The organism is Pectobacterium parmentieri (genome assembly GCF_001742145.1).
Classification (GTDB): Bacteria; Pseudomonadota; Gammaproteobacteria; order Enterobacterales; family Enterobacteriaceae; genus Pectobacterium; species Pectobacterium parmentieri.
The window spans coordinates 3,799,138-3,821,721 of sequence record NZ_CP015749.1; the positions used below are offsets into that span (position 1 = coordinate 3,799,138).

Consider the following 22,584-nt stretch of genomic DNA (forward strand, 5'->3'; position numbering starts at 1 on the left):
CGTCAGCGATGCTCAAAGAATTAAAACTGTTTATTCGTAATGAATTTCACTGTTGTTCACTCTTCAAGACTTTTTATATCGTTAAGATACGGTCTTGTGAGTGCCCACACAGATTGTCTGATTATATTGTTAAAGAGCAGTGCGTTGCGGTCTTATCCGCTTCGCGAGGTGGCGTATGTTACGCTTATCACCTTCAGAGTCAACGTTTATTTTAAAGCGTTTTCTCTTTCTTTATCGACCCGGTTGTGAGTCACAGCGCCGTGTCGATGGAGGCGCATTATAGGGACTTCTCGACCTGCCGCAATAGGTATTTTAAAGAAAAATGACTGTTTGCTGCATTCCACAGCAAAACCCCACCTTATACCTATTTTTGCACAAACTTATCCACAGAAAGCATTCTACTCAAAAATTGACGAGCATCACGCAAACGTTTTCGCTACAATTCACCCCATTCAAAATCGTCGTATTTTTGCGAACGCTAACTGAATATTTCTCTTTATTCCGCAATCATTGCTCTGACAAAGACGATATTCACATACCGTTCTTTACTGACTACCCAAATCCAGGGGATAACACCATCATGCAACAACGTCGTCCAATTCGCCGCGCTCTGCTCAGCGTTTCTGACAAAGCAGGTATTGTCGAATTTGCTCAAGCTCTGTCCCACCGTGGCGTCGAGCTCCTTTCAACGGGCGGAACCGCCCGTTTGCTGGCTGATGCTGGCTTAGCCGTGACAGAAGTCTCCGACTACACCGGTTTCCCGGAAATGATGGATGGGCGAGTAAAGACCCTGCACCCGAAAGTACACGGCGGCATTCTGGGACGGCGCGATCAGGATGATGCGATCATGGCGCAGCACGACATCAAGCCGATCGATATCGTTGTTGTGAACCTGTACCCGTTTGCTCAGACCGTCGCCCGTGAGAACTGCACGTTAGAAGATGCCGTTGAGAACATCGATATCGGTGGCCCGACGATGGTACGCTCCGCCGCCAAGAACCATAAAGACGTCGCTATCGTGGTTAAGAGCAGTGACTACAACACTATTATTAATGAAATCGACGCCAACGAAGGTTCATTGACCTACGAAACCCGTTTCGATTTAGCCATTAAAGCCTTCGAACACACCGCCGCATATGACAGTATGATTGCCAACTACTTTGGCGCACTGGTTCCGCCTTACCACGGTGATACCGATAAGCCATCTGGCCACTTCCCGCGCACGTTGAACCTGAACTATATCAAAAAGCAGGACATGCGCTACGGCGAGAACAGCCATCAGCAAGCGGCCTTCTATATAGAAGAGAATATTCGCGAGGCCTCGGTCGCCACTTCTATACAGTTACAAGGCAAGGCGCTGTCTTATAACAACATCGCCGATACCGATGCTGCACTGGAGTGTGTGAAGGAATTTGCCGAGCCAGCCTGCGTTATCGTTAAACACGCGAATCCGTGTGGTGTCGCGATTAGCGGCTCAATTCTTGATGCCTACGAACGCGCCTATAAAACCGACCCGACATCCGCATTCGGCGGCATTATCGCCTTCAACCGCGAACTGGATGAAGAAACGGCACAGGCCATCATCAGCCGTCAGTTTGTCGAAGTCATTATTGCGCCATCCGCCAGCGAGGCTGCTTTGAAGGTTACCGCAGCCAAACAAAACGTGCGTGTCCTGACCAGCGGTAGCTGGCTGCAACGCGTTCCGGCTCTGGACTTCAAACGCGTCAACGGCGGTTTGTTGGTACAGGATCGCGATTTGGGTATGGTCGATGCGTCTCAACTGCGTGTCGTGACCGAGCGCCAGCCGAGCGAGCAGGAATTACGCGATGCCCTCTTCTGCTGGAAAGTGGCTAAGTTCGTTAAATCCAATGCGATTGTGTACGCACGTGACAACATGACCATCGGGATAGGTGCCGGTCAGATGAGCCGCGTTTACTCCGCGAAAATCGCCGGAATCAAAGCGGGCGATGAAGGGCTGGAAGTCAAAGGTTCCGCCATGGCCTCCGATGCATTCTTCCCATTCCGCGATGGTATTGATGCCGCCGCTGCCGTTGGCATTACCTGCGTGATCCAACCGGGCGGCTCTATCCGTGATGATGAAGTCATTGCCGCCGCCAACGAACACGGCATTGCGATGATCTTTACCGACATGCGCCACTTCCGCCATTAATTCTGGAGCTGACCGAAATGAACATTTTAGTAATTGGTAATGGCGGACGCGAGCACGCGCTAGCGTGGAAAGCTGCACAGTCACCGCTGGCAAAACAGGTTTATGTTGCTCCGGGAAACGCGGGCACCGCGCTTGAACCCGCGCTGACCAACATCGATATCGCCGCAACCGATATTCCGGCGTTAGTCGCCTTTGCCCAGGAAAACCACATCGATTTAACCATCGTTGGCCCAGAAACGCCGTTAGTTATCGGGGTTGTGGATGCGTTTCAGAGCGCAGGTCTAAAAATCTTTGGCCCGTCACAGGCCGCAGCACAATTAGAGGGTTCTAAGGCCTTTACTAAAGATTTTCTGGCACGCCATAACATCCCGTCGGCGGAATACCAGAATTTCACCGAAGTGGAACCAGCGCTAGCCTATGTACGCAGCAAAGGCGCACCTATCGTCATCAAGGCAGACGGATTAGCCGCAGGTAAAGGCGTGATTGTTGCCATGACGTTGCAGGAAGCCGAAAACGCCATTCAGGATATGCTGGCAGGTAATGCATTCGGCGATGCCGGACACCGTATCGTGGTAGAAGAGTTCCTTGATGGTGAAGAAGCAAGCTTCATCGTTATGGTGGACGGCAAGAATGTGCTACCGATGGCAACCAGTCAGGATCATAAACGCGTTGGGGATAAAGATACGGGCCCGAATACTGGTGGTATGGGCGCTTATTCGCCAGCACCGGTCGTGACCGATGAAATCCACCAGCGCGTGATGGATCAGGTTATTTGGCCGACCGTGAACGGCATGGCCGCAGAGGGAAATACCTACGTTGGTTTCTTGTATGCCGGTCTGATGATTTCTGCCGATGGCCAACCAAAAGTGATCGAATTCAACTGTCGCTTTGGCGATCCAGAAACACAGCCAATTATGCTGCGCCTGCGCTCCGATCTGGTGGAACTGTGTCTGGCAGGCTGTGACGGAACGTTGGGTCAGAAAGATTCAGTCTGGGATGAACGTCCGTCTCTGGGCGTGGTATTGGCCGCAGGCGGTTACCCATCTGACTACAATACCGGCGATGTGATTTCTGGTTTACCGCAGCAGGATGCAGAAGATGGCAAAGTTTTCCATGCTGGCACCAAGCTGAATGGGATTAATGTCGTTACCAACGGCGGGCGAGTACTGTGCGTCACAGCATTGGGTAATACCGTGGCTGAAGCACAACAACGCGCGTATGAAATAGCCGCAGGTATTCAGTGGCAAGAGGTATTCTGTCGCAAAGACATCGGCTACCGTGCCATTGAGCGCGAGCAAGCCTGATTAGAGATGGTCCGATAACGATTGTCTGATAAATACTGAAGCCCGGAGAAATCCGGGTTTTTTATAGCTATGGCTGCCACTGGCAGACGTCATCTTCCACTACTAGCAATAGCTGTGTTCCTTCTGGTGCTTCCAGCCACGCCACGTTTAGCGGACGTGTGGCATGCGTTTTTTGCTGCGCGATCCATTCACGCGAGTCGTTGTCAAAGTCAGGGCGAACCACCGTGCCGTCACAAGACTGCACCGGCCCTTCCAGCCATTTCCCTTGCTTTAACACCACCTTGCCTGCACGCAGGACATCGCTCAATTCCAGCATGCGCTTAGCATCAAACTGGTAGAGCGCGACATCATCATCGGAAACCGATTCACGTCTTTCGGCAAGCTGCCGCTGCATAAAGCTGACGGTTCCATCTTCAGCAAAGCGTAAGCGCATATCTTCTTGTTGTGCACCGAGCTGATTACGCTGTATTTCGCGTAGTTTATCCTGCTGGAATGTATAGCGAGTCACCACGAGAGCATTGCCCTGAAGCGGGTTATACACGGTGGTCAGCGCCGTCGTATTCTGCGCATCATCCTTACGCCAGATACGCACGATGCCACGATCGGCAACGTAACCGCTGGAGAAAACGTCCGGCGGTGCAGTGCGGCTACTGCAGGCTACCACTGAAATAAGTACGAGGCCTGCGCCACATAAACGTCGTAAAAGCAAAAGGGGCGAAAACGCCCCTCTGCTTAAACCTTTAACCGGCATGGGCTTATTTAACAGCGTCTTTCAGAGCCTTACCAGAAACAAACGCTGGCACGTTGGCAGCAGCAATTTTGATTTCTTTACCGGTTTGTGGGTTGCGGCCAGTGCGCTCATTACGATGGTTGACTTTAAACGTACCAAAACCAACTAATTGTACTGCATCACCTTCTTTCAGAGACTCGGTAATTGCCGCCAGAGTTGATTCCAGAGCTGCTTTAGCCTGTGCCTTTGACAGATCAGCTTTGTCCGCAATTACATCAATCAGTTGAGTCTTATTCATAAGTTATCCTTACAGTGTGTTTATCGCTTGCTAAGCATCGAGTGCGACGGATATGCCCTTTCCCGTTTTTGGGTGTAGTAGCACTCTCCTGCATACACGCACCGACAGCCACTTTTTTTACGCCCCCCAAATGTAGACCAGACAGGGTGCGAATGTGAAGCCTAAAGACAGGCCATTTCAGGCCTTAAATCACGTTTTATCGCGTTATTGATGCAAATTTATCCCGATGTTACTACTTCCGGCCTCGCGCAGATCGGAACGGAGCCCTTTGATCAGCTCAATGTCGCGTTCTTCACAGGCCGCCAACAGGCGAAAAATCTCCCATTGAATGTCCCATTCTTCTTCAATCGCAGGCAAAACCTTTAGCTCGTCGTCGGTCATTTCTTTGCCAGCCTGCGTCATTTCCAACATAGCAACTGTACGGATAGACGCTTCGCTGATGGCTATCGCATGTTCCAGTGTTTCACCGCTTAAACGCGAATGAATCAGCTCGCCCAGTGCGATGCAGGCATCAATAGCTGGATAGACCCCGTAAAGATCGTAATCTTCAGCAGCGGGAACCGCTTCTTCCAGCTTTTCCAACTGGTTGTCGAAATTGACTTTCGCATCTTTAACAACCAATGTTTCCCATACCAAATCGAGAATACGGCGGTAAACCATCGCGTCTCCGAATTCTGTTTGACGACAAAACTCGTGGTAGTTTGGATACATACGTTCACAAAGACATGCCATGAAAGTGACATGTTGCCAGCTCGCCAGCTTTTCCAGACGTAAATGAATGGGGTTACGTAACATTTTTATGCTCATTAACGGCGACGGACGGCAGTGTACCTGAAATCACAGTGACGCCCTATGCCTGAATTCCTAAAGTTTTACGACAATACGCTAGCCGCTTGCAGCCGCTGCCAACGCACAAATGCGGGACGATTCGATGCGACAGCATCAGCCCAGCGGGTCGGTTCCGGTAAACGGTAACCACGCATGCAACATTGTACCCAGTGCAATGCGCTATCCTGACTGACACGATGCCCCGTCGCTACAAATAGCGGGTTACAGCGTGCTTTGCTGCGCCATACCCAACCAATTTGCTCGCCCTTATCCAACAACGGCTGCCGACTGCCAACACTCTCCGCCAACGGCTCAAACCGGCCACAAAGCCGACTTTTCGCCACGCCAATCGTGGGAACGTCAACGAGCAGACCAAAATGGCTGGCAACGCCGAGACGACGTGGGTGGGAAATCCCATGCCCATCGACAAACAGCAGATCCGGTTTCTGTTCAAGCAACGCCCACGCAGCTAACAGCCCGGGGCATTCGCGAAACGAAAGAAAACCGGGGATATAAGGCATCGTCGTGCTGATGCGCGCAATCTTGTATTCTACCAGTTCCAACGAAGGATAGCGCATTACCGCAATCGCGGCGCGCGTTACCGAGCCTTCTTGCTCAAAGCCAACATCCGCACCCGCGATAAATGCAGGCTGCTCAAAAGGTAAATCATCGTGCCGAATCACATCAGAAGCACGAGCCAACTGCTCAGCTCGCAGCCGTTGTGTATCAATCACATCACCTCCTGTGAATCATGCGTGATAAGGGCGGGATAACCGATGCACCGCCTCAACAAAAACGCCTGCATGTTCCGGTGGCACGTCTTGATGAATGCCGTGGCCCAGATTGAAAACATGGCCGTCACCTTGTCCAAATTCAGCGAGGATCGATGCCACTTCCTGTTCGATCCGCGCTGGATCGGCATACAGCATTGAGGGATCCATATTTCCCTGTAGCGCCACTTTATCGCCTACGCGGCGGCGTGCGTCGGCGATATCACTCGTCCAGTCCAGCCCCAGCGCGTCGCAGCCTGTTTCCGCCATTGCCTCCAGCCACTGGCCTCCGCCTTTGGTGAAGAGCGTTACGGGCACACGGCGGCCTTCATTCTCACGCTGCAAACCATCAACAATTTTATGCATGTAACGCAGGGAGAACTCTTTGTAGTCGCGTCCGCTCAGCGCACCACCCCAGGTATCGAATACCATCACGGCCTGCGCACCCGCGCGAATTTGCGCATTAAGATAAAGAATGACGCTATCAGCCAGCTTATCCAACAACAGGTGCAGCGTTTTAGGTTCAGCGAACATCATTTTCTTGATGACGGTAAACGCTTTGCTGCTACCGCCCTCCACCATATAGGTCGCCAGCGTCCACGGACTGCCCGAGAAGCCGATAAGCGGCACTTCACCAGCAAGGTTTTTGCGGATCGTCCGCACTGCGTTCATCACATAACCGAGTTCCTGTTCTGGATCGGGAACAGGCAGTTTAACGACATCAGCATGAGAGGTGATGGGAGAGTGAAAGCGCGGACCTTCCCCCGCTTCAAAGTAGAGCCCTAAGCCCATGGCATCAGGGATAGTGAGAATGTCGGAAAACAGGATCGCCGCATCCAGCGCATAACGCCGTAAAGGTTGTAGCGTGACTTCACATGCCAACTCTGCATTTTTGCACAGTGACATAAAATCACCCGCCTGCGCACGCGTTGCCTTATATTCCGGTAGATAACGCCCCGCCTGACGCATCATCCACACAGGGGTGACATCAACAGGTTGGCGCAATAACGCCCGCAAATAGCGATCGTTTTTCAGGTCGGTCATGTTCTCTTCCTTTCAGCCTCACGGCGGTTCTACACCAGATAGATGTGATGAAGCGGATGCGTTATAAAACGAACGTGTTATGAAACCAATACATTAATGGCGCAAATAGTACCACGTCAGCCTTCGTTCTCGTGATAAGCGCGGCACAACACCACGGTATCCTCGATAAGTCGACGGGCCACGGTGCCCAGCGGAGGCAACTGTGGGAGTTGGTCATAGCGGAACCAACCCGCGTCACGCAGCTCTTTCGGATCGTGCTTGATTTCTCCCCCCGCATAATCCGCCACAAACGCCATCATCAGTGAATGAGGGAATGGCCAAGGCTGCGAACTTACATAACGCAGGTTTTTTATCTGAATTTGGCTCTCTTCCATCACCTCACGCACGACCGTCTGTTCTAGCGTTTCGCCCACTTCTACAAATCCAGCCAGCACGGTGTACATGTTTCCGCGATGCCGATTGTGCTGCGCCAGCAAAATCTCCTTGCCACGGCGAATCGCGACAATGATGCAGGGGGCGATCTGCGGATAATAACGTTCTTTGCAGTGGCCGCATAAGCACGCCAACTCCGTTTTGCTCTGCACCATTTCATGGCCACAGTAACCGCAAAAACGATGGGAGCGATAGAATTCAGCCAACTGCACGCCTCGCCCCGCCAGTTGGAATAAGCCCACGTCTTGATCGAGCAATTGGCGAACGGACGCCATACCCGTATCCCGCCCCTGGCACACCAGCCAGGCAGGCTGCCCTTGCCATTCGCCAATCTGGCGAGCCACTTTCCCTTGCAACGACCACTCTATAGCCGTTCCGCGTGGCAATTCCCCTTGGGGAAGCCAAATTTGTATCGCATCGCTAACTATCCACCAGCCGGTTTCATCACCTTTTAGCGTCTGTTCCATATCTTTTTATTGCTCCATTGCCACTTCACTGGCATTTTACATTCAGAGTGATTACATAAGTTTTATAACTGGGATTTCAGTTATTTCTTACCGTTCACGGAGTCAACAATGCTAAACCAGCTACAAAGTCTGACTGAATACGTTGGTGGCAATAATGCGTTAATCGACCAATGGCTACAAGCGCGTAAGCAGCTTCTGGTGGCTTACTATCATCTGGTTGGCATCAAGCCGAACAAGGAAGCGCTTTCTCTTTTGGATGAAGAAGCATTGGATCATTTTTGCCAGAATCTGGTGGACTATCTTTCTACCGGCCACTTTCATTTATACGAAAAGATGCTGCATGAAGCAGCGACCCACAGCGAACAAGTATTAGCGCTTTCCACACAACTCGACCTCGCCCTGCAAAACAATACACAGCAAATCATGACGTTTTACGATAGCCATCTGGCAGCCGCTATCGATGATGATAACTGTCTTGAATTCCAGCAGGCACTTTCCAGCGTCGGCGAAGCATTAGAAGAGCGTTTTACGTTAGAAGACAACATGATTACGCAGGTTTACGATAACTAGTCGTCATTTGTCGTTATTTAAGAACATCATCACACGCTGTACAGGCAAAAGCGGCACGCTTTGACATCCGCGTTTTGCCGTCATACAGTGTAGGGGTTTTATTGACCCGTCTAACAGACGGGCAAATCTTGTCGGAGTGCCTAGCGTGCTTGTGTTTCGTTTTTACGGAACCTATAAGTGCACAGGCTGAGACCGTTAATTCGGGATCCGCGGAACCTGATCGGGTTAATACCTGCGAAGGGAACAAGAGTAATGCACTTCATTAAGCTCACGGCTGCGTATTTCTATATACCTGCTCTGATGCTCAATATCATTATTACTCCCTCCGGCTCCAGACAAGCAATCTTCCCTTTACGTCTTACAGGAACTTGCTATGTCTACAGAACCAGTGCTGTCCAAATCAGGCCGCCGTGAGCAACGCGCCGCCGCCCAACAGTTTATTGAAACCTTACAGGGAACCGCCTTTCCCAATTCCCAACGCATTTACCTTGCAGGCTCGCGCGACGACATCGCCGTACCGATGCGTGAAATTCAGCTCAGCCCGACGCTACTCGGCGGCGGCAAAGACAATCCCCAATACGAACCTAATGAGCCGATCCCGGTTTACGATACGTCAGGGCCGTATGGCGATCCCGCAGCCCAACCCGATGTCCGCGTTGGGTTAGCGAAGCTACGCGCCAACTGGATTGCAGAGCGTCACGACACCGAAGCGTTATCCGGCGTTAGCTCCGATTTTACCCAGCAACGTCTGGCAGATGCGGGTCTGGATCATCTGCGCTTCGAGCATTTGCCACGGCCTTTACGTGCCAAAGCGGGCAAACGCGTCACCCAGCTTCACTATGCACGGCAGGGGATAATTACCCCGGAAATGGAATTTATCGCCATTCGCGAAAATATGGGACGCGAACGCATTCGCGGTGAAGTGCTGCGCCAGCAGCATCCTGGGCAAAGTTTCGGTGCCCTCCTGCCGGAAAACATCACGCCGGAGTTTGTCCGTCAGGAAGTGGCCGCCGGGCGCGCCATTATTCCTTCAAACATCAACCACCCCGAGTCGGAGCCGATGATTATCGGGCGCAATTTTCTGGTGAAGGTGAACGCCAATATCGGTAATTCCGCGGTGACATCCTCCATCGAAGAAGAGGTGGAAAAGCTGGTCTGGTCTACCCGCTGGGGTGCGGATACAGTGATGGACCTCTCAACTGGCCGCTATATTCACGAAACCCGCGAGTGGATCCTGCGCAACAGCCCGGTGCCCATTGGGACGGTGCCGATCTATCAGGCACTGGAAAAAGTGAATGGCATGGCAGAAAACCTGAACTGGGAAATGTTCCGCGATACGCTGCTGGAGCAGGCTGAGCAAGGAGTGGACTATTTCACTATCCACGCGGGCGTACTGCTGCGCTACGTACCGCTGACGGCCAAACGCCTGACTGGCATCGTCTCACGCGGGGGTTCCATCATGGCGAAGTGGTGTCTGTCGCATCACAAAGAGAGCTTCCTGTACGAACACTTCCGTGAAATTTGTGAAATCTGCGCCGCTTATGACGTCGCGCTGTCGCTGGGTGACGGGTTACGCCCAGGCTCCATTCAGGATGCCAACGACGAAGCTCAGTTCGCCGAGCTGCATACGCTGGGAGAGCTAACCAAAATCGCCTGGGAATACGACGTACAGGTGATGATCGAAGGCCCCGGCCACGTTCCGATGCAGATGATCCGCCGCAACATGACCGAAGAGTTGGAGCACTGCCACGAAGCACCATTCTATACGCTCGGCCCGCTGACCACCGATATCGCACCGGGTTACGATCACTTTACCTCTGGTATCGGTGCCGCCATGATCGGCTGGTTCGGCTGTGCAATGCTCTGCTACGTGACGCCGAAAGAGCATCTCGGTTTGCCGAACAAAGAAGATGTCAAACAGGGACTGATTACCTACAAGATCGCCGCCCACGCCGCCGACTTGGCGAAAGGTCATCCCGGGGCGCAAATCCGTGATAACGCTATGTCGAAAGCCCGCTTCGAATTCCGCTGGGAAGATCAGTTTAATCTGGCGCTCGATCCCCAAACGGCACGGGCCTACCACGATGAAACGCTGCCGCAGGAATCTGGCAAAGTCGCCCATTTCTGTTCCATGTGCGGCCCTAAATTCTGCTCGATGAAAATCTCACAGGAAGTACGCGATTACGCCGCGAAACAGGAAGCGGAAGCCAAACCGATTGAAGTCGGAATGGCACAGATGTCACAGGAATTCCGCTCTCGCGGCAGCGAGCTTTATCACAGCGCCACCAGCCTGCCAGCCGAGGAAAACCAATGACGGATTTAATGCCTTTTGCCCCGACGGCACAACGGCTGGGGCTCTATCCCGTTGTCGATAGCGTGGAGTGGGTCGAACGTCTGCTTGGTGTCGGGGTTAAAACGATCCAGCTAAGAATCAAAGATCGGTCAGATGAACAAGCCGAAGCCGATGTGATCCAAGCGATCGCCTTGGGTCGGCGTTATCAGGCGCAGCTCTTCATTAATGACTATTGGAAATTGGCCGTAAAACATCAGGCGTACGGCGTACATCTGGGCCAGGAAGATCTGGATACCGCCGATCTGGCTGCGATTAAACAAGCAGGCCTGCGCTTAGGCGTCTCCACACACGACGATCGTGAACTGGCACGTGCGGTGGCGATAAATCCGTCCTACATCGCACTGGGGCATATTTTCCCCACGCAAACCAAAGACATGCCTTCCGCACCGCAAGGGTTAGCCGAACTGACCCGACACATCTCCGATCTACAAGACCGTTTTCCCACCGTGGCGATTGGCGGTATCAGCATCGACAAAGTGCCTGCTGTGCTGGCGACGGGCGTCGGCAGCATTGCCGTCGTCAGCGCCATTACGCAGGCAGCAGACTGGCGGCAAGCAACCGCGACGCTGCTCAGGATAGTTGAAGGACGGGAGGCATGACATGGTAACGAATCCCCATCCAACGCCTGCGGGACTGAGCGATAGCGAGTTCATGCGCTACAGCCGCCAACTGATGCTGGAAGATATTGGCCCGGAAGGTCAGGAGAAACTCAAAGCCGCCCGCGTTCTGCTGGTAGGGCTCGGTGGACTGGGTTCCCCCGCGTCGCTCTATCTGGCCGCAGCAGGGGTCGGCACGCTGCTACTTGCTGACGATGACTCGCTGCATATCAGCAACCTGCAACGCCAGATTCTGTATCGCACCAGCGACACTGACAAGCCCAAAGCGGTGTTGGCACAGCGTCAGCTACAGGCATTAAATCCGTACTCAGAAGCAATAGCACTCACCGAAAGGCTAAGCGGTGACGCGTTACACCACGCCGTCAGCCGCGTCGATCTGGTACTGGATTGCAGCGACAACATGACAACCCGTCATGCGGTTAACGCCGCCTGCGTAGGTGCCGGCAAACCGTTGATCAGCGGTAGCGCCGTCGGTTTCAGCGGCCAGCTTGCAGTCTTCATGCCGCCTTATCAGTCTGGCTGCTACGCCTGCCTGTATCCGGATACCGCCGAACCGCAGCGCAACTGTCGTACTGCGGGCGTGCTTGGCCCAATAGTCGGCGTGATTGGCACACTTCAGGCGTTGGAGGCAATCAAACTGCTGGCGGGGATGCCGTCCGCGCTGGACGGAAAGCTGAGAATGTTCAATGGCAAACAGCAGAGCTGGAACACACTCCAACTGACGCGTTCACCTCATTGCCCGGTATGCGGGGGCGTAGCATGAAAATCACGCTGAATGATGAGCCCTTTGAATGTCCAGAGGCTATTACGGTTGAGACGCTGCTGAACCAGATAAATCGATTTCAGCCCGGTACGGCGTTAGCCATCAACCAGACCATTATCCCGCGCGCCACCTGGTCACTGCATCAGGTACAAAACGGTGATGATATTTTGCTTTTTCAGGCAATCGCGGGAGGATGACATGCTGCACATTGCCGATACAATATTAACGTCACGACTGCTAACCGGCACCGGCAAATTCGCTACGCCAGAACTGATGCTGGCGGCACTTAAGGCTTCCGGCTCACAGTTAGTGACTATGGCGATGAAGCGCGTTGATCTGAATGGTGGAAACGATGCTATTCTCGCCCCGCTACGCCAGCTTGGTATTAAACTGCTGCCGAATACGTCAGGTGCCAAAACCGCAGACGAAGCTATTTTTGCGGCCCGACTGGCGCGTGAAGCATTGGGTACCCGCTGGCTGAAGCTGGAAATTCACCCCGATGTGAAATACCTGTTGCCCGATCCCATCGAAACGCTAAAGGCCGCTGAACAACTGGTAAAAGAGGGCTTCACGGTACTGCCCTATTGCAGTGCCGACCCGGTGTTGTGCAAACGGCTGGAAGAAGTCGGCTGCGCAGCGGTGATGCCACTCGGTGCACCAATTGGCTCCAATCAGGGGCTACAAACGCGTGATTTTCTCCGCATCATCATCGAACAAGCGCGCATTCCGGTGATTGTCGACGCGGGCATTGGTGCCCCAAGCCATGCGGCCGACGCGTTGGAAATGGGAGCCGATGCCGTGCTGGTCAATACAGCAATTGCCGTTGCTCGCGACCCTGTAGCGATGGCGCACGCATTCCGGCTGGCCGTCGATGCCGGTGGGCTTGCTCGCCAGGCTGGGCTGGGAAATAAGCAATCTGTCGCCAGCGCCACCAGCCCACTCACCGGTTTTCTAAATCGACAAATGGAAGGAGCGGAGTGATGAGCGTCGATTTTCAAACCGTCTGGGAACAGCTCGACTGGGATGACCTGACGCTGTGCATCAACAGTAAAACAGCCCATGATGTTGAACTGGCGCTTACTGCACCACACCTGACGCGCGACGACTTCATGGCGCTCATTTCACCGGCCGCAAGCGCCTATCTGGAACCGCTAGCCCAGCGGGCACAGCAACTCACCCGCCAGCGTTTTGGTAATACGGTGAGCTTCTATGTTCCGCTATATCTGTCCAACTTGTGCTCCAACGACTGCACCTACTGCGGCTTTTCGATGAGCAATCACATCAAGCGAAAAACGCTGGATGACGCGGAAATCCTACGCGAATGCGCCGCTATCAAGGAACTCGGGTTTGCGCACCTACTGCTCGTAACCGGGGAGCATCAGCGCAAAGTGGGAATGGATTATTTTCGTCGCGTCTTTCCGCTGATTCGACCGCTCTTCAGTTCACTGATGATCGAAGTCCAGCCGCTGTCGCAGGATGAATACGCTGAGTTAAAAACGCTGGGGCTGGATGGCGTGATGGTCTATCAGGAAACCTACCATCCTGCGACTTACCAGTTGCACCATCTAAAAGGACAAAAGCAGGATTTCCACTGGCGACTCGCCACGCCGGATCGGCTTGGTCGCGCGGGGATCGATAAGATCGGGCTTGGCGCGTTAATCGGCCTGTCCAATAGCTGGCGTACCGACTGCTACATGGTGGCGGAACATCTGCTGCACTTACAGCAAAGCTACTGGCAGAGCCGTTATTCTATCTCATTCCCCCGCCTGCGTCCCTGTGCGGGCGGCATTGAACCAGCATCTCTAATGGATGAAGCACAACTCATGCAGGTGATTTGCGCATTCCGGTTGTTGTCACCAGATATTGAGTTATCGCTCTCCACGCGTGAATCGCCTTTCTTTCGCGATCATGCCATTCCTATTGCGATTAACAACGTCAGTGCATTTTCCAAAACCCAGCCGGGCGGATATGCCGACAACCACCCCGAGCTGGAACAGTTCTCGCCGCATGATTCACGACGTCCTGAAGACGTTGCGCAGGCCATCGTGCGTGCTGGTCTCCAGCCAGTGTGGAAAGACTGGGATGGTTATTTAGGCAGGTAGCGCGACGATGCGCCAGATAGTGGTCAGTTAAGCGAGAAGTGAGAGGGAAACACGGGGATGAGGTTCTCACAGGGATACCTCGCACCGTAGTAGCCCTCGTGTCTCGGATGTTAAGCGATCGGTGTGAGCGATACGCATAATTTGGGACACCGCCCGCAGGCAGGAATGAGAATTACACAGAAAGCAATATTCTCAGGATAGCGCCATGCAATATGACATTCGGCCTATCGTCACGGCCTTCGACGAAGAATACTGTAGTGTCGTTGGCAAGCCTGAGTGTGACTGAGCCTGTTGACCGGAGCCATTGCCACTTATCGGCTCTGCACATCAACCCGCCGATACGGGGCTTATCCTTACCCGTATCGGCCCTTCCTTAAAATTCATCAAGGGGCGTTCTGGTCAGGAAGCGCATGCATCATCTTCGCGACTTCACTACCCACGATACGCAGCCCTTCCCTCATCTCTTCCGTAAAGCGATTGGCATAATTGAGTCGAATACAATTACGGTATTTCCCCGAAGCGGAAAATAGCGATCCCGCAGCTATCTGTATACCCGCTTTTCTGACCTCACGGGCGAGCTTAAGCGAATCAAAATATTCAGGCAGTTCAATCCACATCAAAAACCCCCCTTGCGGGCGGCTGACGCAAATATTGGACGGAAAATACTCACGCACCCAGCAGGTAAACGTGCTCAGATTGGCTTTGTACTGGGCACGCATGCGCCGTAAGTGAGGCTGATAGTGTCCCTGACGAATAAATTCTGCCACGGCTAGCTGAGGATGAACCACCGTCGATCCCGTACTGATGTATTTTGTATGGATCACACGCTCCAGATAGCGCCCAGGGGCGATCCAACCCACGCGCAAACCAGGCGCTAAATTCTTCGAAAACGAACTGCACAACAGTACGCGTCCATCTTCATCAAACGATTTTATGGCGCGGGGGCGCGGATACTCATAGGCCAACTCGCCATAGGCATCATCTTCGATAATCGCGATATCAAAGTGCTGTGCCAGTGTCACCAGTGATTTCTTGCGGGCATCAGGCATGATAAAGCCAAGCGGGTTGTTACAGCTAGGAACCAGAAGTACGGCTTTGATCGGCCATTGATCCAGCGCCAGCCTCAATGCTTCGAGGCTGATCCCCGTCACTGAATCGGTTGGGATCTCGATCGCTTTGATATCCAGCCCACGAAGGATCTGCATCGTGCCCGGAAAAGCAGGTGACTCGACAGCAACGATGTCGCCGGGCTGACAAACGGCACGGACCGCAACAAATAAGGCTTCCTGACATCCGGTAGTGATCACAATATCATCTTGCGTCAGTTGGCAGCCGCAGTCGACGGTAAGGCGGGCAATCTGTTCACGCAGCGCGGGTACGCCATATACGCTGTCATATTGTAAGATCCGGGGATCCTGGTACTGGCAGAGACGACTCATCTCTTTCCACAGCGGCTTTATAGTCGGCTGGCTCACATCTGGCATTCCGCTACCAAACTTCAGCACGTTAGTCTCCAGACGCACGTTCACCAACTCCAGCACCGATTCCCACTGAGTGATTTCAACCGGACGTTGAGCGGGACGCGTCAGCGCCGGTACAGGCGGCGTTGCCTTGCGCGGTGTAACAAAATATCCCGAACGCGGCTGCGGCATAATCAACTGTCGGGTTTCCAGCAGATGATAGGCTTGCTGGACGGTACTGATGCTCACACCATGTTCTGTACTGAGTGCCCGAACGGAAGGCAGACGTTCCCCACTTTGATATAACCCTTGTTCGATCCGCTGCTCTAACAACCCAGCAAGGTGTTGATAACGTGTCATCAGTATCATTCCCTATCATTATTCACAGCAATAACCAGTACAGATTAAAATAAAAATTACCATTCAGATGCAATATCACACAATCTGTATGCTAAAAAAATGGATTTTTTGCGTCTGTATTGAAAATACCTTTCACCTCATCATAGCGATCATTCACTGGCGAGGGGGAAAATATGGAATTTCATGAAAATCGATCACAAAAACCGTTCCGCGAGTCACCGTTCTGGCTAATGTTGATTTTGCCGTACCGCTTGTGGAAAGCCTGGCGGGTAAGGGCACAGACGCTGAAGATACTACAGAATATGAGTGATAACGGGCTTAAGGATATCGGACTGAAGCGAAGCGATCTTGATCGATTCAGATAGCACAGCGCTAAAAACATGAGAAATATCACCGATACAGGCATTGCGCTTGTATCGGCAAGATAAAAAGATCAACGAGGTAAGTCATCCGCCGATTTTGCTTTCATCTGCATCCCGACAATCGCAGACAGTAAGCAGCCGATGGCAAGGTAGGCCGCCACCGCGTGCCATGAGCCATCCATGAACTCCACCAGCAGAACAGCGATAAAAGGCGTAAACCCGCCGCCGACCACGCTGGCAACCTGATAACCCACGCCAGCCCCGCTATAGCGATACGCCGTACCAAATAGCTCGGTAAACATCGGTTGCTGTACGCTAACGATCATATCGTGAGCAGCATTCGCCAGCATGATGGCAAAGAACAGAATCATCAGCGTGTTATGGCTTTCCAACGCCATAAAGAATGGCACGGCACTCACCGCTCCAATCAACGCACCAGTCACATAGATGCGACGGCGGCCAAAGCTATCCGCCAGATAAGCAAAGAAAGGGATGGACACGCAACTGATCGCCCCCACCAGCAGTCCAATATTCAGAAAGATATCCCGCGATAAGCCAAGATGGGTGGTCGAGTAATTGAGTGCAAATGCGGTGACGATATACATCGTCAACAGTTCACCAAGCCGTAACGCAATAATCAGCAGAAAGGCTTTCGGATGCTGACGCAGTGCGTCCATAATCGGGAACGAACGCAGTTTTTTTGCTCTATCACCCAGAGTTTTATTCGCCTCAAATTCCTGAGACTCATCCATCCCGTTACGTACCCACCAGGCGATAGCAACCAAAATCAGGCTGAATAAGAACGGCAGACGCCATCCCCAAGTGGTAAATTCTTCATTGGTGGTCAAATTGCTCACCACCGAGACCGAACCGGTTGCCAGTAACAGGCCCACACCAAAACCAACCTGTACGCCACTGCTGTAAAAAGCTTTCTTTTTCTTCGGTGCGCTCTCTACCGCCAACAGTGCCGCCCCGCCCCATTCGCCACCGACCGCAAAACCCTGAATGGCTCTCAGCATAACCAACAGCACCGGCGCCCACCAACCAATGGAATCAAACGACGGCAACAGTCCAATCAATGCAGTGGAAATACCCATCATCCAGACCGTAATCATCAACATCCGTTTACGGCCCAGCTTGTCACCAAAGTGACCGAATACCATACCGCCTAACGGGCGAAACAGGAAACCCACACCGAACGTACCAAATGCCGCCAACGTCCCCATCGTCGGGCTGACCTGCGGAAAAAATTCGGTATTAAATACCAGAGCGGCAACAATTCCGTACAGCAAGAAATCGTACCAATCAACAACCGCACCCACAAAACTGCCCCATGCTGCGCGTTTCGCTCGATGTTGAGAATGGCTTTCTAACTGTGTTTGTAGGGTTTTATCAGAGGGAAGAGAGTCATCCTGATGGGGTAAAGAGCCGCCAGGTTGTGAGAGAGTTGGCGTAGTTGAGGTGTCCATGTCGGTTCCGTTCTATTTACTTTACACTACTGTACAACAAAAAATTTCAGGAAGAAATTTTTAACGTCGCTTGCGACGGCCTTTAGGTAGCGCACAGGGATGTGCGCTATAAAAAAACCCCGACCATGATAGCCGGGGTTTTTATTATTTACCGCATGATAGTGCAGCGTAAAGAGACTTACTCGTCGTCGCTGCTACCAAAGCCTGCATTCAGCAGTTCGGCCAAGTTAGCAGAAGCTTCATCGGCACTCACTTGAGGCACGACAGGCGCTTCGCCTGCCTGACGGCGGCGCATACGATCCTGATGGTACGCATAACCCGTACCCGCTGGGATCAGACGACCTACGATAACGTTCTCTTTCAGGCCACGCAGTTCATCACGTTTACCCGCAACAGCGGCTTCGGTAAGTACGCGAGTGGTTTCCTGGAACGATGCCGCAGAAATGAAGGACTCGGTCGCCAGAGATGCTTTGGTGATACCCAGCAGATCGCGGCTGTACGTTGCCGTGATCTTGCCATCCGCTTCCAACTGACGGTTGGCAATCTTGATACGAGACACTTCTGCCTGTTCGCCTTCCAGGAACTCCGTGCTACCCGCGCTAACGATGGTGCCTTTACGCAACATCTGACGAACGATAACTTCGATGTGTTTATCGTTAATCTTAACGCCTTGCAGACGGTAAACTTCCTGAACTTCGTTGGTGATATAACGCGTTACTGCATGTACGCCACGCAGACGCAGGATATCGTGCGGAGACTCTGGGCCGTCGGAAACAACGTCACCACGCTCAACAACTTCACCTTCGAACACGTTGAGCTGACGCCATTTCGGAATCATCTCTTCGTAAGCATCACTACCATCCAACGGAGAAATTACCAAACGGCGCTTGCCTTTGGTTTCTTTACCGAAGGAAATGATGCCGCTGATCTCTGCCAGAATTGCCGGCTCTTTCGGACGGCGTGCTTCAAACAGGTCGGCTACGCGTGGCAGACCACCGGTAATATCCTTGGTACCACTGGATTCCTGAGGGAGACGCGCCAATGTATCACCGGCACCAATCTGCACTCCATCTTCCAACTGAACAATCGTTTTACCTGGCAGGAAGTATTGAGCAGGCATATCAGTACCTGGGATCAGTACATCTTCACCTTTACCGTCAACGATTTTCAGTGCTGGACGCAAGTCTTTACCGCTACCAGTACGCTCTGCGCTATCCAGAACGACGATAGAAGACAAACCAGTCAGTTCGTCGGTCTGGCGAGTAATGGTCTGACCGTCAATCATGTCAGCAAAGCGGATGAAACCGCTCACTTCGGTCACCACTGGCATGGTATGCGGATCCCAGTTTGCGACGGTTTCGCCACCGCTAACTTCTGAGCCGTCACCCTTCGCCATCACCGCACCGTAAGGCACTTTATAGCTTTCTTTAGTACGTCCGAATTCGTCGATCAGCTTCAGTTCAGTATTACGTGAAGTAATAACCAATTTACCGTTGCTGTTCATTACGAACTTCGCGTTGCTCAGTTTCAGGCTACCTTTGTTTTTCACCTGAATGCTGGACTCAGCAGCCGCACGCGATGCCGCACCACCGATGTGGAACGTACGCATGGTTAACTGTGTACCTGGCTCACCGATGGACTGTGCCGCGATAACCCCGATAGCCTCACCTTTGTTGATGATATGACCACGAGCCAGATCGCGACCGTAGCAATTGGCACACACGCCAAAGTCGGTTTCGCAACTTACCACTGAACGTACTTTAACGGCGTCAACGGAGTTCTCTTCCAACATGTCACACCACTGCTCGTTCAGCAGCGTGTTACGTGGAACCAGAATATCCGCGGTGCCCGGTTTGATCACGTCTTCAGCCGTTACACGACCCAGTACGCGCTCACGCAGTGGCTCTTTAACATCACCACCCTCGATAACCGGCGTCATCATGATACCTTCATGGGTACCACAATCGTCTTCGGTCACAACCAGATCCTGCGCAACGTCAACCAGACGACGCGTCAAGTAACCGGAGTTTGCCGTTTTCAGTGCGGTATCCGCCAGACCTTTACGTGCACCGTGCGTTGAGATGAAGTACTGGAGTACGTTCAAACCTTCACGGAAGTTTGCGGTGATCGGCGTTTCGATGATGGAACCATCTGGTTTCGCCATCAGACCACGCATACCCGCCAACTGACGAATCTGTGCCGCAGAACCACGCGCACCGGAGTCGGCCATCATAAAGATGCTGTTGAAAGAAACCTGCTGCTCAACTACGCCATCACGGTTAACCACATCCTCAACGGACAGGTTTTCCATCATCGCTTTCGCAACACGCTCGTTCGCCGCAGCCCAGATATCGATCACTTTGTTATAGCGTTCGCCCGCGGTAACCAGACCAGATTGGAACTGCTCCTGAATCTCGGCAACTTCGGTTTCTGCTTCTTCGATAATCTCGGCTTTTTTCTCCGGGATCACCATGTCATCGATACCTACGGAAGCACCAGAGCGCGCCGCGTAAGCAAAACCGGTGTACATAGTCTGGTCAGCAAAGATAACCGTCGGCTTCAGACCCAAAATGCGGTAACAGGTGTTCAGCATTTTGGAGATCGCTTTCTTGCCCAGAGGCTGGTTAACGATCGAGTACGGCAGACCTTTCGGCACGATCATCCACAGGATGGCACGGCCGATAGTCGTATCGATAATCGACGTCTGATGCGTAACATCGCCTTCGATGCTCTTGATCTCTTCCGTGATACGCACTTTAACGCGCGCATGCAGAGAGGCCAGGCCGGCACGATAAACGCGTTCAGCTTCTTTAGGACCCGTGAGCACCATGCCTTCGCCTTTGGCGTTAACACAGTCACGCGTCATGTAATACAGACCCAATACCACGTCCTGAGAAGGAACGATGATTGGCTCACCATTCGCAGGGGACAAGATGTTGTTGGTCGACATCATCAACGCACGCGCTTCTAACTGGGCTTCCAGCGTCAACGGTACGTGTACAGCCATCTGGTCACCATCGAAGTCGGCGTTATATGCCGCACAAACCAGTGGGTGCAACTGGATCGCTTTACCTTCGATCAGTACCGGTTCAAATGCCTGGATACCCAAACGGTGCAGTGTTGGTGCACGGTTCAGCAGTACTGGGTGTTCGCGGATAACTTCGTCCAGGATATCCCATACGACGGCTTCTTCACGCTCAACCATTTTCTTGGCAGCTTTAATGGTGGTAGCAAGACCACGCAGTTCCAGCTTGCCGTAGATGAACGGTTTGAACAGTTCCAGTGCCATTTTCTTCGGCAGACCACACTGGTGCAGACGCAGGTATGGACCAACGGTGATTACGGAACGACCGGAGTAGTCAACACGCTTACCGAGCAGGTTCTGACGGAAACGACCCTGTTTACCTTTGATCATATCGGCCAAAGATTTCAGAGGGCGTTTGTTAGAACCGGTGATCGCACGACCGCGACGGCCGTTATCCAACAGCGCATCAACCGCTTCCTGCAACATACGTTTTTCGTTACGTACGATGATGTCTGGCGCAGCCAGATCCAGCAGGCGTTTCAGACGGTTGTTACGGTTGATCACGCGACGATACAGATCGTTCAGGTCGGAAGTCGCAAAACGACCACCATCCAGCGGAACCAACGGACGCAGATCTGGCGGCAGTACCGGCAGAACGGTCAGGATCATCCACTCTGGCTTGTTACCAGACTGTACGAACGCTTCCAGCAGCTTAATGCGTTTGGTCAACTTTTTACGTTTGGTTTCGGAGTTGGTTTCGGTCAGCTCTTCACGCAGTTGCTCGCATTCCTGCTCCAGATCCATGTTCTTCAGCAGAGCCTGGATCGCTTCGGCACCCATTTTCGCGTCGAATTCATCACCGAACTCTTCCAGCGCATCCAGATACTGCTCTTCAGTCAGGATCTGACGGCGCTCAAGGTTGGTCATGCCACCTTCAACAACGACATAAGATTCAAAATAAAGCACACGCTCAATATCACGCAGCGGCATATCTAACAGCAAACCGATACGGGAAGGCAGTGACTTCAGGAACCAAATGTGCGCAGTCGGAGAAGCCAGCTCGATGTGACCCATACGCTCACGACGTACTTTAGTTTGGGTTACTTCAACGCCGCACTTCTCACAAATAACACCACGGTGTTTCAGGCGCTTATACTTACCGCACAAGCACTCATAATCTTTTACTGGCCCAAAGATACGGGCGCAGAAAAGGCCGTCACGTTCAGGCTTGAACGTACGGTAGTTGATGGTTTCTGGCTTTTTAACTTCACCAAAAGACCACGAACGGATCATGTCTGGCGAAGCCAGAGCAATTTTGATCGCATCAAACTCTTCGGTTTTAGTTTGCGCTTTCAGAAACTTTAATAAGTCTTTCACGGATTGGCTCCTGTCGGAGTTAGACCTGATAGACACCTGAACCATGCCGTTAAAAACAACGTTCAGGTGTCCCTATGACGAAT

General features: G+C 52.6%; 19 protein-coding genes and 1 riboswitch. Of the genes, 10 read left to right on the top strand and 9 right to left on the bottom strand.

The window, feature by feature from the left end; translation table 11 throughout:
- Positions 1 to 580 precede the first annotated feature (580 nt).
- Complete coding sequence (gene purH, locus A8F97_RS17245) at positions 581 to 2,170, top strand: bifunctional phosphoribosylaminoimidazolecarboxamide formyltransferase/IMP cyclohydrolase (RefSeq protein WP_033072323.1); 1,590 nt, start codon at positions 581 to 583, stop codon at positions 2,168 to 2,170.
- Positions 2,171 to 2,187: 17 nt separating this feature from the next.
- A complete protein-coding gene (gene purD / locus A8F97_RS17250; RefSeq protein ID WP_033072324.1) occupies positions 2,188 to 3,474 on the top strand; it encodes a phosphoribosylamine--glycine ligase in 1,287 nt (428 codons plus the stop codon).
- Between the two features lie 67 nt (positions 3,475 to 3,541).
- Here purD and A8F97_RS17255 read toward each other — a convergent pair whose 3' ends face one another.
- The 6 genes from A8F97_RS17255 to nudC form a co-directional block, all read right to left on the bottom strand.
- Positions 3,542 to 4,225, bottom strand: a complete 684-nt coding sequence (locus A8F97_RS17255; RefSeq protein WP_014698489.1) for a DUF1481 domain-containing protein — start codon at positions 4,223 to 4,225, stop codon at positions 3,542 to 3,544.
- A gap of 4 nt (positions 4,226 to 4,229) precedes the next feature.
- Complete coding sequence (gene hupA / locus A8F97_RS17260) at positions 4,230 to 4,502, bottom strand: nucleoid-associated protein HU-alpha (RefSeq protein WP_005970302.1); 273 nt, start codon at positions 4,500 to 4,502, stop codon at positions 4,230 to 4,232.
- Between the two features lie 204 nt (positions 4,503 to 4,706).
- Entirely contained in the window at positions 4,707 to 5,297 is a 591-nt protein-coding gene (locus tag A8F97_RS17265) for a YjaG family protein (protein ID WP_005970303.1), read from the bottom strand.
- 77 nt (positions 5,298 to 5,374) lie between these two features.
- The gene (nfi, locus tag A8F97_RS17270) at positions 5,375 to 6,064 is read right to left on the bottom strand and encodes a deoxyribonuclease V (protein WP_012822044.1); all 690 of its coding nucleotides are present in this window, start codon (positions 6,062 to 6,064) and stop codon (positions 5,375 to 5,377) included.
- Positions 6,065 to 6,079: 15 nt separating this feature from the next.
- A complete protein-coding gene (gene hemE / locus A8F97_RS17275) occupies positions 6,080 to 7,144 on the bottom strand; it encodes a uroporphyrinogen decarboxylase (protein ID WP_012822043.1) in 1,065 nt (354 codons plus the stop codon).
- A 116-nt stretch (positions 7,145 to 7,260) separates the two neighbouring features.
- Positions 7,261 to 8,043 (bottom strand): NAD(+) diphosphatase, encoded by a 783-nt coding sequence (gene nudC / locus A8F97_RS17280; protein ID WP_014698488.1) that lies wholly within the window; start codon positions 8,041 to 8,043, stop codon positions 7,261 to 7,263.
- A gap of 108 nt (positions 8,044 to 8,151) precedes the next feature.
- Between nudC and A8F97_RS17285 the strand changes: the two genes are divergently transcribed.
- The 7 genes from A8F97_RS17285 to thiH all read left to right on the top strand — a co-directional run bounded on the left by A8F97_RS17285 (position 8,152) and on the right by thiH (position 14,448).
- Complete coding sequence (locus tag A8F97_RS17285) at positions 8,152 to 8,613, top strand: Rsd/AlgQ family anti-sigma factor (protein ID WP_012822041.1); 462 nt, start codon at positions 8,152 to 8,154, stop codon at positions 8,611 to 8,613.
- A gap of 122 nt (positions 8,614 to 8,735) precedes the next feature.
- A riboswitch (TPP riboswitch) is annotated at positions 8,736 to 8,873 on the top strand.
- A 113-nt stretch (positions 8,874 to 8,986) separates the two neighbouring features.
- Entirely contained in the window at positions 8,987 to 10,927 is a 1,941-nt protein-coding gene (gene thiC / locus A8F97_RS17290) for a phosphomethylpyrimidine synthase ThiC (protein WP_033072325.1), read from the top strand.
- Positions 10,924 to 11,565: a thiamine phosphate synthase gene (gene thiE, locus A8F97_RS17295; RefSeq protein WP_033072326.1), complete on the top strand. Its 642-nt coding sequence runs from the start codon at positions 10,924 to 10,926 to the stop codon at positions 11,563 to 11,565. Before thiC ends, thiE begins: the two co-directional genes overlap by 4 nt.
- A 1-nt stretch (position 11,566) precedes the next feature.
- On the top strand, positions 11,567 to 12,346 hold the full coding sequence (locus A8F97_RS17300) for a HesA/MoeB/ThiF family protein (protein WP_033072327.1): 780 nt from the start codon (positions 11,567 to 11,569) through the stop codon (positions 12,344 to 12,346).
- Positions 12,343 to 12,543, top strand: a complete 201-nt coding sequence (gene thiS, locus A8F97_RS17305; protein ID WP_014698484.1) for a sulfur carrier protein ThiS — start codon at positions 12,343 to 12,345, stop codon at positions 12,541 to 12,543. Before A8F97_RS17300 ends, thiS begins: the two co-directional genes overlap by 4 nt.
- Position 12,544: 1 nt before the next feature.
- The gene (locus A8F97_RS17310; RefSeq protein WP_012822036.1) at positions 12,545 to 13,327 is read left to right on the top strand and encodes a thiazole synthase; all 783 of its coding nucleotides are present in this window, start codon (positions 12,545 to 12,547) and stop codon (positions 13,325 to 13,327) included.
- Positions 13,327 to 14,448 carry a 2-iminoacetate synthase ThiH gene (gene thiH / locus A8F97_RS17315; RefSeq protein ID WP_025920387.1) on the top strand — a complete coding sequence of 374 codons (1,122 nt, stop codon included), beginning with the start codon at positions 13,327 to 13,329 and terminating at the stop codon, positions 14,446 to 14,448. Before A8F97_RS17310 ends, thiH begins: the two co-directional genes overlap by 1 nt.
- 383 nt (positions 14,449 to 14,831) lie before the next feature.
- Here the strand turns inward: thiH and A8F97_RS17320 are convergent, their stop codons facing one another.
- Positions 14,832 to 16,268, bottom strand: a complete 1,437-nt coding sequence (locus tag A8F97_RS17320; protein WP_012822034.1) for an aminotransferase-like domain-containing protein — start codon at positions 16,266 to 16,268, stop codon at positions 14,832 to 14,834.
- Between the two features lie 173 nt (positions 16,269 to 16,441).
- Between A8F97_RS17320 and A8F97_RS17325 the strand changes: the two genes are divergently transcribed.
- Complete coding sequence (locus A8F97_RS17325) at positions 16,442 to 16,633, top strand: DUF1127 domain-containing protein (RefSeq protein WP_012822033.1); 192 nt, start codon at positions 16,442 to 16,444, stop codon at positions 16,631 to 16,633.
- Positions 16,634 to 16,701: 68 nt separating this feature from the next.
- On the opposite strand, the gene shiA is transcribed toward A8F97_RS17325, so the two are convergent.
- Together shiA and rpoC are read right to left on the bottom strand one after the other, a co-directional pair.
- Positions 16,702 to 18,099: a shikimate transporter gene (gene shiA / locus A8F97_RS17330; RefSeq protein WP_025920386.1), complete on the bottom strand. Its 1,398-nt coding sequence runs from the start codon at positions 18,097 to 18,099 to the stop codon at positions 16,702 to 16,704.
- Between the two features lie 178 nt (positions 18,100 to 18,277).
- A complete protein-coding gene (gene rpoC, locus A8F97_RS17335) occupies positions 18,278 to 22,501 on the bottom strand; it encodes a DNA-directed RNA polymerase subunit beta' (protein ID WP_012822031.1) in 4,224 nt (1,407 codons plus the stop codon).
- Positions 22,502 to 22,584 lie beyond the last annotated feature (83 nt).

Coding starts and splice junctions, on each gene's coding strand:
- thiC (WP_033072325.1), top strand. CDS start 8,987: ATGTCTACAGAACCAGTGCTGTCCAAATCAGGCCGCCGTGAGCAACGC.
- shiA (WP_025920386.1), bottom strand. CDS start 18,099: ATGGACACCTCAACTACGCCAACTCTCTCACAACCTGGCGGCTCTTTA.
- A8F97_RS17320 (WP_012822034.1), bottom strand. CDS start 16,268: ATGACACGTTATCAACACCTTGCTGGGTTGTTAGAGCAGCGGATCGAA.
- thiS (WP_014698484.1), top strand. CDS start 12,343: ATGAAAATCACGCTGAATGATGAGCCCTTTGAATGTCCAGAGGCTATT.
- hemE (WP_012822043.1), bottom strand. CDS start 7,144: ATGACCGACCTGAAAAACGATCGCTATTTGCGGGCGTTATTGCGCCAA.
- A8F97_RS17285 (WP_012822041.1), top strand. CDS start 8,152: ATGCTAAACCAGCTACAAAGTCTGACTGAATACGTTGGTGGCAATAAT.
- thiH (WP_025920387.1), top strand. CDS start 13,327: ATGAGCGTCGATTTTCAAACCGTCTGGGAACAGCTCGACTGGGATGAC.
- purD (WP_033072324.1), top strand. CDS start 2,188: ATGAACATTTTAGTAATTGGTAATGGCGGACGCGAGCACGCGCTAGCG.
- purH (WP_033072323.1), top strand. CDS start 581: ATGCAACAACGTCGTCCAATTCGCCGCGCTCTGCTCAGCGTTTCTGAC.
- A8F97_RS17310 (WP_012822036.1), top strand. CDS start 12,545: ATGCTGCACATTGCCGATACAATATTAACGTCACGACTGCTAACCGGC.
- A8F97_RS17325 (WP_012822033.1), top strand. CDS start 16,442: ATGGAATTTCATGAAAATCGATCACAAAAACCGTTCCGCGAGTCACCG.
- A8F97_RS17265 (WP_005970303.1), bottom strand. CDS start 5,297: ATGTTACGTAACCCCATTCATTTACGTCTGGAAAAGCTGGCGAGCTGG.
- A8F97_RS17255 (WP_014698489.1), bottom strand. CDS start 4,225: ATGCCGGTTAAAGGTTTAAGCAGAGGGGCGTTTTCGCCCCTTTTGCTT.
- hupA (WP_005970302.1), bottom strand. CDS start 4,502: ATGAATAAGACTCAACTGATTGATGTAATTGCGGACAAAGCTGATCTG.
- nudC (WP_014698488.1), bottom strand. CDS start 8,043: ATGGAACAGACGCTAAAAGGTGATGAAACCGGCTGGTGGATAGTTAGC.
- thiE (WP_033072326.1), top strand. CDS start 10,924: ATGACGGATTTAATGCCTTTTGCCCCGACGGCACAACGGCTGGGGCTC.
- A8F97_RS17300 (WP_033072327.1), top strand. CDS start 11,567: ATGGTAACGAATCCCCATCCAACGCCTGCGGGACTGAGCGATAGCGAG.